At 31.2% G+C, this 12,979-nt stretch carries 13 protein-coding genes and 1 pseudogene; all 14 read right to left on the bottom strand.

Going from position 1 to position 12,979, the window contains the following annotated elements; translation table 11 throughout:
- Window positions 1-2 precede the first annotated feature (2 nt).
- Complete coding sequence (locus CLMAG_RS01500) at window positions 3-1,295, bottom strand: PDZ domain-containing protein (RefSeq protein WP_066616914.1); 1,293 nt, start codon at window positions 1,293-1,295, stop codon at window positions 3-5.
- A gap of 262 nt (window positions 1,296-1,557) precedes the next feature.
- Window positions 1,558-2,718, bottom strand: coding sequence for a S41 family peptidase (locus tag CLMAG_RS01495; protein WP_066616911.1), 1,161 nt, complete (start codon window positions 2,716-2,718; stop codon window positions 1,558-1,560).
- 147 nt (window positions 2,719-2,865) lie between these two features.
- On the bottom strand, window positions 2,866-3,756 hold the full coding sequence (gene ftsX / locus CLMAG_RS01490) for a permease-like cell division protein FtsX (protein ID WP_066616908.1): 891 nt from the start codon (window positions 3,754-3,756) through the stop codon (window positions 2,866-2,868).
- Window positions 3,746-4,432: a cell division ATP-binding protein FtsE gene (gene ftsE / locus CLMAG_RS01485; protein WP_066616905.1), complete on the bottom strand. Its 687-nt coding sequence runs from the start codon at window positions 4,430-4,432 to the stop codon at window positions 3,746-3,748. Before ftsE ends, ftsX begins: the two co-directional genes overlap by 11 nt.
- Before the next feature lie 144 nt (window positions 4,433-4,576).
- Window positions 4,577-5,430, bottom strand: a pseudogene (locus CLMAG_RS01480) (YitT family protein).
- A gap of 135 nt (window positions 5,431-5,565) precedes the next feature.
- Window positions 5,566-6,507, bottom strand: coding sequence for a transketolase family protein (locus CLMAG_RS01475; RefSeq protein ID WP_066616902.1), 942 nt, complete (start codon window positions 6,505-6,507; stop codon window positions 5,566-5,568).
- Complete coding sequence (locus CLMAG_RS01470) at window positions 6,507-7,331, bottom strand: transketolase (protein WP_066616898.1); 825 nt, start codon at window positions 7,329-7,331, stop codon at window positions 6,507-6,509. The genes CLMAG_RS01475 and CLMAG_RS01470 overlap by 1 nt, the downstream gene beginning before the upstream one ends.
- 114 nt (window positions 7,332-7,445) lie before the next feature.
- Window positions 7,446-7,796 (bottom strand): type II toxin-antitoxin system PemK/MazF family toxin, encoded by a 351-nt coding sequence (locus tag CLMAG_RS01465; protein WP_066616896.1) that lies wholly within the window; start codon window positions 7,794-7,796, stop codon window positions 7,446-7,448.
- Window positions 7,756-8,076, bottom strand: coding sequence for a CopG family ribbon-helix-helix protein (locus tag CLMAG_RS01460; RefSeq protein ID WP_066616895.1), 321 nt, complete (start codon window positions 8,074-8,076; stop codon window positions 7,756-7,758). The genes CLMAG_RS01465 and CLMAG_RS01460 overlap by 41 nt, the downstream gene beginning before the upstream one ends.
- A 418-nt stretch (window positions 8,077-8,494) precedes the next feature.
- Window positions 8,495-9,655, bottom strand: a complete 1,161-nt coding sequence (alr, locus tag CLMAG_RS01455; protein WP_066616893.1) for an alanine racemase — start codon at window positions 9,653-9,655, stop codon at window positions 8,495-8,497.
- A 269-nt stretch (window positions 9,656-9,924) separates the two neighbouring features.
- Window positions 9,925-10,533, bottom strand: a complete 609-nt coding sequence (locus CLMAG_RS01450; protein ID WP_066616891.1) for a germination lipoprotein GerS-related protein — start codon at window positions 10,531-10,533, stop codon at window positions 9,925-9,927.
- A 77-nt stretch (window positions 10,534-10,610) separates the two neighbouring features.
- Window positions 10,611-12,125: a bifunctional ADP-dependent NAD(P)H-hydrate dehydratase/NAD(P)H-hydrate epimerase gene (locus tag CLMAG_RS01445; RefSeq protein WP_066616880.1), complete on the bottom strand. Its 1,515-nt coding sequence runs from the start codon at window positions 12,123-12,125 to the stop codon at window positions 10,611-10,613.
- Window positions 12,085-12,501, bottom strand: a complete 417-nt coding sequence (gene acpS / locus CLMAG_RS01440; RefSeq protein ID WP_066616877.1) for a holo-ACP synthase — start codon at window positions 12,499-12,501, stop codon at window positions 12,085-12,087. The genes CLMAG_RS01445 and acpS overlap by 41 nt, the downstream gene beginning before the upstream one ends.
- A 125-nt stretch (window positions 12,502-12,626) precedes the next feature.
- Window positions 12,627-12,971, bottom strand: a complete 345-nt coding sequence (locus CLMAG_RS01435) for a DUF6514 family protein (protein WP_066616875.1) — start codon at window positions 12,969-12,971, stop codon at window positions 12,627-12,629.
- Between the last annotated feature and the right edge of the window lie 8 nt (window positions 12,972-12,979).

Here is a 12,979-nt window from a genome sequence, read left to right as displayed (position 1 = left end):
CTCTATTCATCCTTATCTTTATTTTTTATTTTATCTAATACTTCACCAAATTTTGTTTCATCAAGCTTTACTACCATGCTATCTTTAGGAACTCCTCTTGGCACAAAAACAATCCCTAACCTTTTTTCACTATTTAATTTACTATAACTGACCTGCTCAAATTTACCAGTTACTTTTTTTACTTTAAACCATATAAAATTCGAACATTCCCTTATAGCTTCTGCTATTCTCTCTTCATTCTCTATTTTTGCATTGTTAACTTCTACTAACATATCTCCACTTTTGATTCCCATCTCATTAGCTGGAGAATTAGGTGCAACATCTAGTACCATTATTCCCTCATCGCCACTTATATACTTAGGCGTTCCCTTCAGCTCTAAATACCGCTGAAAAGCTATCATAGCTTCATGGGCTGCCGCTGCAAATATAAGAACTAAAAATTTAAGATATATGTTTAAAACAGAAAGTTGAGCTAATCCAAATAAAGCTAAACTATATACTATTATTAGAGTTCCAGAAATCTTAGTTTTTTCTTTTCTATCCTTTGTAAAAGTTACAGTATTATAACCTACCATCCCATAAAAAGGTACAAGCGCTACCACTGCATCTTTTAATATGTCAATAGAAATGCCACCTTTAACTAAGGGCCACCAGTTTGGTAGTGGTACCTGCCATGAAGAACCTATAGTTGAACTGTTGTGTAGCATAAAAAATATTGCTATCGGAAAAGCCCAATATCTTTGTAATGCAAATCCACCTATTATCTTTTCATCTCTACTGGTGAACACGGGGATATATCCAGTTCCTCCATCTATCATTACTAAAATACCTTCTACAAAATGCAAAATTGCAACCATTGTCATTAGACTAGCCACATCAATCTTTAAAACATCTAAGTTAGGCATATTAAATGCAGTTGCTATTAAATTTAATATAATACTAATGATTCCCAGAACTGCTCCCGAATAAGCAAAACAAATGAATCTAGGATTGAAAAACATAAATATTACAGAGACTAAGAATATAAGATCTATCGCTGAACGCTCATCGAAGACTATTCCTAAATATGACATAATAACACTTGCAAGCACTCCTCCAAATATACCCATTACAATTTGAGATATAGTAAGCTCAAAGGGTGAATTGATCCTCTCTCCAAGAATCATCTTTTGCATTATGGTTGTTTTTTTATTTTTTCTATAAAGTATAAATGCTAATATAATCAAAAGTGTAACCAGGTAAGGTTCTGTTAATGCAAAGGCAACCGATTTTAAAGTATATATCAAAATATTCATCAGAATGATTTCCCCTCTCCGTAAAGTGAAACTCGCGCCAGATAGAAATTAACTCTACCTGACGCTTAGGCATCTTCAAAAAAATAACTAGTCAATCTGCTAGTCTATTTTGCGTCATACTGCGTTGGCAGAACCCTTATATAGGGTCGGCTATCTGCGGAAACTGCCTCCTTTTCTGACGCAAAATATCCGTCGCATCTTTGACTTGTTATTTTCTTTCAGATGCCTTAGTAAATATTAATTGTAAAAATATAGACTTAAATTATTTAATTTTGCTTTTCGCCATTTCTAAGGCTTTGCTAAACTGAGGGTCTGTATTTCTATCATAAGCCTTCTGTCTTAAATCATCTGGATATTCAACTTCTATGTCAGGTTTAATTCCTGTATGATGTATATTTTCACCATTCGGAGTATAATACTTTGAAACTGTAACCTTCAGTGCAGTTCCCTCTCCTGTATCTAACATAGTCTGAACAACTCCCTTACCAAAGGTCTTCTTTCCAACTAAAGTACCAATCTTATAATCTCTTACAGCACCAGAAAATATCTCTGAAGCACTGGCAGTTCCCTCATTTGTAAGTATAGTAAGAGGTAATCCTATTGCAATGCCTCCCTTTGACTTATATTCCTTTTTATTTTTATATTTATCCACTGTTGAAACTATAACTTTGTTACTTGGGACAAAATTTGAAACCATATCAACGCACTCATCAAGTAATCCACCAGGATTACCTCTTAAATCCACTATTAACGATTTTATTCCCTTATCCTGAAGCTCTTTAAGCTTACTTGTAAAGTTTTTAGCTGTATTTTCATCAAACATTGTAACCTGTATGTATCCTACATTATCACCTAAAATCTCACCTTTAACAGTAACTAAATTTATCTTAGCTCTTTTAAGCTTTACATCAAAGTTACCCTTGCCTTCTCTATATAAAGTTAATGTAACCTCCGTTCCTTCTTTTCCTTTCATTAAGGATACGGCTTTTTCAAGTTCTTTTCCTGTTACATCTGTGCCTTCAACTTTTTCTATAATATCTTTAGGAAGCACACCAGCCTTTTTCGATGGAGAATCTTCAAAAACATCTACTACTACGATACTGTCATCCTTAGCTTGAACTTGGAGTCCTACTCCACTATAGTTTCCTTCTGTTTGTGTATTAAATTGCTCATACTCTTTTTTGTTCATAAATACAGTATATGGATCATTAAGCGCAGATGTCATTCCTTTAATAGCTCCTTCTTCTAACGCAGCCTCATCTATAGTTCCATCATAATATTTATATAATTCATTTCTTATTTCAAATAGTTTTGCAAAATCAGCTGTTTTGGATATATACATTTTAGTTCCAAATAAAGTCAGAGTATTAGTAACAATCAGAATTACTAATGTCCATGTTATCCATTTCTTTTTATTATTCAATTCTTCCACCTCTTCGTTTTAACCTTATACTTTATAGTATTTATATAAATCTTAAATAATTATAACATTAAAAAAAATAAATTTGCAAAACTATTTATAAAATTTAGTAAAAGAGCATACAGTATAAACTGCATGCTCTTTATCACCTTAAACCGCCAGGAATTTCCTAATAGATAAGATACTTCCTAAGGAGCCTATAAGAGTACCTGTTATTATAAATATCCCTAAAACATATGTTAGTACATACTGTGGATCAACTAACTGCATTATAATTAACCCTGACGAAGCTTTAACATAAGCGACTCTGTATGCATAGTACAGGATTAAATCAGCAAATACTGCCCCTATAATTCCTATAATTATACCTTCAATTATAAATGGCCATCTTATGAACCAATCTGTAGCACCTATATATTTCATTATTCCAATTTCTCTTCTTCTGGAATAAACAGTAATTTTAATAGTATTTCCTATTAAGAACAAAGAAACGCCTATTAGTATAATAAATATAACACTACCTACCCATTTTAAGGTTCTTGTTATAGACATAAGCTTTTCTACAACTTCTCTGGCATCTTTAATACTTTCTATACCTTCAGAGCCTTTAATATGGCTGACAACATTAGAAATTACTTCAGGCTTTTCTACTTTTATGATATATGAGTTAGGCATAGGATTATCTTTGTCTAGACCTTCCACAAGACTTTTATTTTGTTCTCCAAGCTGGTTCTTAAAATTTTCCATTGCTTGGGCTTTACTTTCATATGATACATCAACTACTCCATCTACTTCTTTTATCTTCTTTTCTAAATCTCTTTGTTGCGTCATTGTTATGTTATCCTTTAGGATTACTTTTGCCTCAACCTTAGATTCAACTTCTAATATACCTTTATTAACATTTAATAAAGTAAGGACAAATACTCCAAAAATAAAAAGTGTTGCTGCAACAGTGGCTGCAGCTGCAATACTCACTGTTTTATTTCGTTTGAAGCTTTTTACAGCATCTATTGCAAAAAACTTACCTGTACTAATCCTCATATCCGTACATCCCCCTTTGTTCATCTCTAACTAGAATACCTTTTTCAATAGCTATAACTCTTTTTTTCATTTCATCAACTATATCTTTAGCATGTGTTGCCATCACAATTGTAGTCCCAGCATGATTTATATCATTCAATGTGTCCATTATATCCATTGCTGTTTCTGGATCTAAGTTTCCTGTTGGTTCATCTGCTATCAATATAGATGGGTTATTCACGATGGCTCTTGCCAAAGACACCCTTTGTTGTTCTCCACCTGATAATTCATGCGGAAAAGCCTTATACTTATTAGCTAGTCCTACTAAAGAGAGCACTACAGGAACTTTCTTCTTGATTTCCCTTAGAGGTGCTTCTACAACTCTCATGGCAAAAGCTACATTTTCATATATGTTTAAAGTTGGTATTAATCTGAAATCTTGAAATACCACTCCTAACTTTCTTCTATAATAGGGTATTTCCTTTCTTTTAAGATTTGTTATATCCATATTGTTTACTATTATGTTGCCGTTTGTAGGCTGAACTTCCTTTAAGAGCATCTTTATGAAAGTAGATTTTCCAGATCCACTTGGCCCAACTAAAAAAACAAACTCTCCTTTTTCTATATGTAGATTTATATTTGATAATGCAAATATATTATTATTGTATACCTTTGTTACATTTTTAAATTGTATCATTTAAATCTCTCCTTAATATATACATAAACTCCCATGTTTTTTACATTGCCACGTCTATTATAACATAATAGGACATAGAATTAAAAATCAATTCCATTAAAATTGCCATTTAATTTTATTAAATTATTATTAATAAATTGTGACTTAACCATCTTCAATAATATCTTTAAATCCTTCTCCCAGAACTTCATGGGCATGAGTAATAGAAATAAATGCTTTTGCATCTACTTCTTTTATATATCCTTTTAGCCTTATAAATTCTTTTCTACCTAATACAGTGTAAAGAATATATGTATCTTCTTTGCTATATCCCCCTTGCCATGAAGAATGGTACATCCTCTTTCTAACTCCTCAATTATAAACTTACTTATTAAATCATTTTTTGAACTAATTACAAATATTTGTCTCGAAATATTAAGACCTTCTATAACTGAATCTATTACAAACCCATTTAAAATAACACTTAAAAGGGCATACATTCCTGCTTCTGCCCCAAAAGAAATACCAGCAAAAAGTGTTACAATAAAGTCCACAACAAGTAGAGATTTCCCTATATCTACATGAATAAACTTATTTAATATTTTAGCTAATATATCTGTTCCTCCAGTGGATGCGTTTTGATTAAATACCAACCCTAATCCTATTCCGCCTAGGAAAGTTCCAAATATAGATGCAAGTAATTGATTTGTTGTGATTATAATATTAAGAGCAGTTGTTCTTTCCATAAACCAAATAATCCCAGACAACATTAAGCTTGAGTATATAGTTTTAGCTCCAAACTTATTACCTATAGCAATAAACCCAACAATAAACAATATAATATTTAAAATTAATACTATTAACCCTATTTGAAATCTTGGAATATAACTATTTACTATTATCGCTATTCCTGTAACTCCTCCTGCTGCTATTTTATTAGGTGCTAAAAAAAACTGTATGCTTAAAGCTACTAGTAAAACCCCTATTGTAATAAGAACATATTCCTTTACCATTTTCATAAATTTCTTTACTCCTACTATTATTTTAAAATAATTTAATACTACTAAAGGTAAGTATGCCCTATTTTAATTTTAATATTAGTAAAAAAATATGGTGGTATAACACAATATACCACCATACTAATTTAAAATAAATTATTTTATTGTAAGTCCCTTCTTAACAGCCTTAACAATATCATCTGCTGTTAAACCATAAGCCTTAAGAAGTTCTGCTGGCTTTCCACTTTCACCAAATGTATCTTTAATTCCTACTCTTATAACAGGTGTTGGTTGATTTTCACTTAACACTTCACAAACTGCAGAACCTAATCCTCCAATAGTACTGTGCTCTTCAGCAGTTATTACAACACCAGTTTCTCTTGCAGCCTTTACTATTGCTTCCGTATCTATAGGTTTAATTGTATGTATATTTATAACTCTAACCTTTATTCCTTCTTCTGAAAGAGTATTATATGCTTCAAGAGCCGCATCTACCATTAGTCCTGTTGCTATAATAGTTGCATCCTTTCCTTCTCTTAAAGTAATAGCCTTACCCAATTCAAATTTATACTCTGCATTGTCATTGATAACTGGTACACCTAATCTTCCTAATCTTACATAACAAGGACCCTTATACTCAGCTATTGCTTTAATTACAGCTTCTGTTTCCACTGCATCACTTGGGCTTATAACTGTCATGTTAGGTATGCTTCTCATTAGAGATATATCTTCAACTGATTGATGTGACGCACCGTCTTCACCAACTGAGATTCCTGCATGAGTTGCACAAATTTTTACATTTAAATTTGGATAACATATAGAGTTTCTTATTTGCTCAAAGGCTCTTCCTGCAGCAAACATAGCAAAAGTACTTACAAAAGGTATTTTATCACAAGTTGATATACCTGCAGCTACAGTCATCATATTTGCTTCAGCTATTCCCATGTTTATAAATCTTTCTGGACAAACTTTTTTAAAGTCAGCAGTTTTAGTTGATTTAGATAAATCCGCATCAAATACAACTACTTTTTCATTTTCTTGACCTAATTTTGCTAGCGCTTTTCCATAAGCTTCTCTTGTTGCTATTTTATTAGCCATTACTCTTCACCTCCGATTTCATCCAAAGCCTGCTCGCACTGTTCTTTATTTGGCGCATTACCATGCCAACCTGCTTCATTTTCCATAAAGGATACTCCCTTACCTTTTATAGTTTTACAAACTATCATAGTAGGTTTATCCTTCTGAGCTTTTCCAGCATCGATAGCACTGCTTAATTGTGCAAAATCATGCCCATCTACTTCTATTACATTCCATCTAAAAGCTGCAAATTTATCTGTAATAGGCGCTGGTGACATTACCTCTTCACATGGTCCATCTATTTGAAGACCATTATAATCAACAAATGCTATTAAATTATTTAATTTATAATGTGCAGCTGACATAGCAGCTTCCCAAACCTGTCCTTCTTCTAATTCACCATCTCCAAGTAATGCATATACTATATAATCCTTCTTATCTATTTTACCTGCCAATGCCATACCAACTGCTGCTGATATTCCTTGACCTAGAGAACCTGTAGACATATCTACTCCAGGTACTTCATTCATATTAGGGTGACCCTGTAGAATCGAACCAATTTTTCTAAGATTTTTTAATTCCTCTACATCAAAAAAACCTCTTCTTGCAAGTGTACTATATAATACTGGTGCAGCATGACCTTTAGAAAGAACAAATCTATCTCTATCTAAATTTCTAGCTTTCTCTGGCTCCACATTCATTTTGTTAAAATAAAGAGTTGTTAAAATTTCAACAGCTGATAAAGAACCACCTGGATGACCTGAACCGGATTCAGTTAACATCTTTATTATGTCTTTTCTTATAACTTTAGCTATTTGCTTAAGTTCTTCCTCATTTTTCTTCACAATCTCAACCTCCTAATAAACTTACACACGGTAAACAATCTCCTAGTTATTTTATCACAAAAACTTATTTTTATATATAAAAAAATAAGGGTTTAAAAAAACCCTTATTTAAAGTTACTGTAATCCTACACTTATCAGAAGTGCATCATCTACTTTTTTCATATCTATATCTGTCATATGACCTATTTTTTCTTTCAGTCTTCTTTTATCTAAAGTTCTTATCTGTTCAAGCAAAACCACTGAATCTTTATTGAGTCCATAATCTTCAGAAGATATTTCTACATGAGTTGGGAGTTTTGCCTTATTTATCTGAGAAGTAATCGCTGCTACAATTACGGTAGGACTGTATTTATTACCGATATCATTTTGAATAATAATAACCGGCCTTATTCCGCCCTGCTCCGATCCCACTACGGGGCTTAAATCAGCATAAAATATATCTCCTCTTTTCACTACTGTTGTCATCAGCCAAATCACTCTCCGAAAGCTTCGCTTCATATTCTTTAAATTCTTTCATGTCACTCGCAAAGCCCATTTCTGCAAACTCAAGATTAAGTTGAGCCATTTCTTTATATCCTTTTTCCATCTGTTCTATAATATCTAATCTTTTTTTCTCTTTAATATATAATATGATAGCTTCCCTAATAAATTCACTTCTTTTTTTGCAATCTTCCTGAAGTGCCTTATTAAATTCATTATATAGTGTTTCTGAGAGGTTTACCACTAATCTCTTTGAATTTGACATATAAAAATTAATACCTCCTATTAACTTAAGCGAAAAGTTATGTACACACAATTATAGCCATAAAACTATTATCATGTCAAAGAAATTATCTGTTATTTCATCATTTTTCTACCTTTACTTTTTACAAATAATTCTTTATTATTACATAACTGTTATCTTATATGTATGTTACCTTTAAATTCTAATTCAATATGTACTTCGCTAAATTATTAATAGTTTAAAACACACTCCAATTTAAACACTATATATATTTTATCACATATATGCTTTACATTCCATATTATTTTCTTATATACTACAATATACTAGTATATTATACAAAGTATTAATTTTATATACATCAATTTGTCGTTTTACTTGTAGAATATATAGGTGGAATTCATATACTTTTACTTAGCCTCTTAAATCTAGAAAATCACTACACGTAGTTTCTTATCTTGATTATTTCACCATTCTTAGTGTAAATTCTAGGTACCCTTTTACTTATCATACAAACAATTTCATAGCTAATGGTTCCAAGTATATACCCCATATCCTCTGCATCAAATTTTATATCCCCATCAGCTCCTAATAATATAACCTCATCTCCAACCTTTACGTCTCCTATATCAGTAATATCTATCATACATTGGTCCATACATATGTTTCCTACTACTGGTGCAAACTTACCATTGATTATCACTTTAGCTTTACCGGAAAGCATTCTACTATAACCATCGGCATAACCTACAGGTAAAGTTGCTATTATACTATCTCTCTCTGTCTTAAACTTTCTTCCATATCCGATATACTGATCTTTTGCCAAAGTCTTAATATGAACTATATTAGCTTTCCAAGTCAACGCAGTCTTTATACTTAACAAATCCCTATCAACTTCATTTGAAGGATAATATCCATAAAGTATTATACCAGGTCTAGTTGCATCATAGTGGGTATCAGGCAATTCCATTATAGCCGCACTATTTGCTATATCCCTCATATTTATTTTAATATTTCTTTCAACTAACTCATTATAGAACCAGTTATATTTTTCAAATTGCATATATGAATACTCTTTGTTAGCTTCATCTGCTGTGCAAAAGTGAGAAAATAATCCTTCTATTTCTATGTTGGGAAGCTTACTTATCTTATAAACCTCTTCAATACTCTCATCATTTGGCAAAAATCCTATTCTGCCCATTCCAGTATCTATTGCAACATGAATTTTAACACTTTTATCTTTGCTCTGTGCTATTTTAGATAACTTGTAAGCAAGTTCATAAGACGATACTGTTGGTTCTATGCTATATTTAATTAAATCCTCCGCTAAAGTTTCAGGGGTAATTCCTAAAATCATAATAGGGCATTGGATGCCACTATTTCTCAATTCAATTGCCTCATTTAGTACAGCTACTGCTAACCTTGTGGCTCCATTCTCAAGCAGTAGCGGTGCCACATCTATAGCTCCATGTCCATAAGCATCTGCTTTAACAACTCCAATTATTTCCTTACTTTTTGCTTTGCTTCTAATCTGCTGAATATTATACGCAAGATTGTCCAAGTTAACTTCAGCCCATACAGGTCTAAAATTTTTAAACATGATATATTCCCCCATATCTTAAATAATGTATATTTTAATACTAATTACCAACCCTTAAAGCAATTATATAATATTTGAACAAATTATAAAATTCAAATTTAAAAAATTAATTAAAATATAGATATATTTCGAAATAATATGAAACAAATCTATATTCTCTGTCTATTTATTTGCTCATATTAATTTAAACTGGATAATTTATATTTTTTTACATGTAAAATAAAATGGCATAGAACTTATAGTAAAGCTCCTGCCAAATTTACATCTAACTATTTTACATCAAATAATTCCTCTTGCAGTTCCGGATTAAACTTAAAATTACTATATTCAACATTAATTTTTTCTCTATCTTTACTATCATATACAATTAGGTACTTAGGAAAATTATCTCTTAAATTTACGTATAAATCAGCTCTGCTAATGTTTTTATTGTTACCCGGAATGTCTAAATGTATAATTTGGTACTCTTCATTATTTATGTTTTTAAATGAATTCTCAACTTTTTCATTGGTATAGATTAGACCGATGTATTCTCCTATAAAACAAAGCTTAAATACACTGTCAAAGTCCTTATCCGTGTCATAACTTAATCCATTTTGTAAGTCCTTTACAAATATCTTATCTTCTTTATATATTAGAATTCTATTTTCATCTAATTCAAATCTATATCCATATTTTTTATCAAAGAAGTGTTTTCCAGTATAATTTATTACTTGTTTATCATTTTGTATTTTCATATTTATGTCACAACTATAGCTGTCTAAGTTTTTTAGATAGTCAATGACCTTTTCAGTATCTTTTGCATTTTTGTTACAACCTGATATTAAAATTAAAAGAACAAAAGACATAATAGATAATATTAATAGATTTCTTTTCATGTTATTCCCCCTGAAATTGCATTTTCTCAAGCATCAATTTCACTATTAATACTATTCTCTTATGTCTATTTATATTCTTAATCTTTCATAAATTCACCTGTAAATTTTTTAATTATAAAGGGCAAATTCTCTAATATATGACTAGCATTTACACAAAACATATCCTTTGATAGTTTTTCGCCACAATATCCATGTATAAATGCAGCTATATATGTTGCCTCCATTGGTTCATGGCCCTGGCCTATAAAGGATGCTATCATTCCAGTAAGGCAATCTCCCATTCCCCCTGATGCCATAGCACTATTTCCTGTTGGATTAACTAAAGTTGTATATCCATCAGTAATTATTGTATTATACCCTTTAAGTAGAACTATAACATTATAGTCTTTTGCAAACTTTTTTGAAACCTCTAATCTGTTTTCCTTTATGTAATCTATAGACAATCCTGTAACTCGCGCCATTTCTCCTAAGTGAGGAGTTATTATAACCTTACATTTTTTGTTTTTTAGTATATTCGCTCTACCCTTTAAAACATTAATAGCATCTGCATCTATGACCACAGGTTTTATTGCATTGCTAATAACATATTGTAAAAGCTGGTAAGTTACTTCATTATTCCCCATTCCAGGGCCAATTGCAACCGCATCACTTTTTTCTATCATTTCTTTTACTTTTTCCTTTTGATCAAAAGACATAGTCATAGCTTCAACAAGCTTGGAACTTAATATTGGTTGAATTTTTTCACTGCAACATAAAGTTACAAGTCCTGCTCCGCTTCTCACTGCACCTTGAACACATATATATGCTGCTCCAGTAAACCCATCTGAACCAGCTACAATAAATACTCTTCCATAATCACCTTTATAAGAATATTTATCTCTTACCTTTATTTTTTCTCTTATCATGGATTCATCCACAATACATTCATTGTTGTAAAACTTATTTATAGCTATCTCCGGAATTCCAATATCCTCTACAACTATCTTTCCTATTAAATTACTTGTATTATAATTCAAGAAACCTCTTTTATATAATTGAAATGATATAGTTTTATTTGCCTTAACACAGTTTCCCAGAATTTCACCTGTGTTACTCTCAAGTCCTGAAGGAACATCAATAGATATGACATATTTACCTTTGTCATTTATCATAGATATAACTGAATCAAATATTCCCTCAATTTTTCTAGAAAGTCCTGTTCCAAACATAGCATCTATAATTACTTGACTTTTCTCTATAGAATCTCTTAAGATATTAATCTCTTGAATATTATTAATGTTAACTACATTAACACCTATCTCTTTGAGTATATTATAATTAATCCTACAATCATCACTCATTCCATCTTTATTTCCTAATAAAAATACGTTAACTTCTTTATTTAAAACATGTAGATGCCTTGCTACTGCAAATCCATCCCCACCATTATTTCCTTTAGTACACACTACACAAAAAGAACTATATTTATCTAATTGCAAGTTACTTACAACTTTTAAAGCTGCATTTTCCATTAATACGATACCAGGTATTTTTAATTCATTTATACAATAATTATCTATTTTCCTCATTATTTCTGAAGTTGCTATCCTCAAGTTCATCAACCTCCATTATTGCATATGCTATGGCACTGTCTACACCATGTGATATACTTACATGAATCTTATAGTTTCCATATTTTTGAGCTATCAGCCTTGCTTTACCTTTCAAGACTACAATAGGTTTACCTGCAGCTGTTCTATCTATTTCAATGTCTTTAAATTCAAAGCCGCTAAACCCTGTGCCTAAAGCCTTAGAAACTGCCTCTTTTGCCGCAAATCTTCCTGCTACAAACTCTGCTCTTAAATTTCTGCTTTTAAGATATTCAATCTCATTCTTACTAAACATTTTGTCTATAAAGTTAGCATGTTTACCTATAGCCTCACTAATTCTCCTAATTTCAACTATGTCTACACCAACACCTAAAATCAAAAATATCACCCCCGTATCTAATATAATAAGACAAAACTTTTATTTTTAAAAGCTAAAACTGATACCCAAAAGAAAAAAAGAGGATTTTTTCCTCTTCTCATATGATTATTTGTTACTTGTGGTTATTATGCCATACAACTTAGCTCTCTATCAAAATCTATTATATACTCATCAATATATTCGCCAAGCACTTCAATTAAGTGTATTGGAGATACTGCATGATCGTACAATAATTGTAGTAAATTATGTACTTTGTTTCTGTCCGGACTGATGTTTTCAACACAATCTCTTTCTATATTCACCAATTCACCATTCAGTATGTCTTGTCTTTCAATTTCAATTCCATATGACTGTACCTCTATGGCATCTATTTCACAAGGAATAGAAATTTTGCCTTTTAATAGTCTGTAGAAATAGTTATACCTTATTTTTTCTACATTCTCAGTTCTAACTAGATTTTCTACTACCATCACTTTTC

Source organism: Clostridium magnum DSM 2767 (assembly GCF_001623875.1).
Classification (GTDB): domain Bacteria; phylum Bacillota; class Clostridia; order Clostridiales; family Clostridiaceae; genus Clostridium_AM; species Clostridium_AM magnum.
The sequence above is the reverse complement of the archived record's forward strand: the minus strand, read 5'-3'. Positions and strand labels throughout refer to the sequence as shown.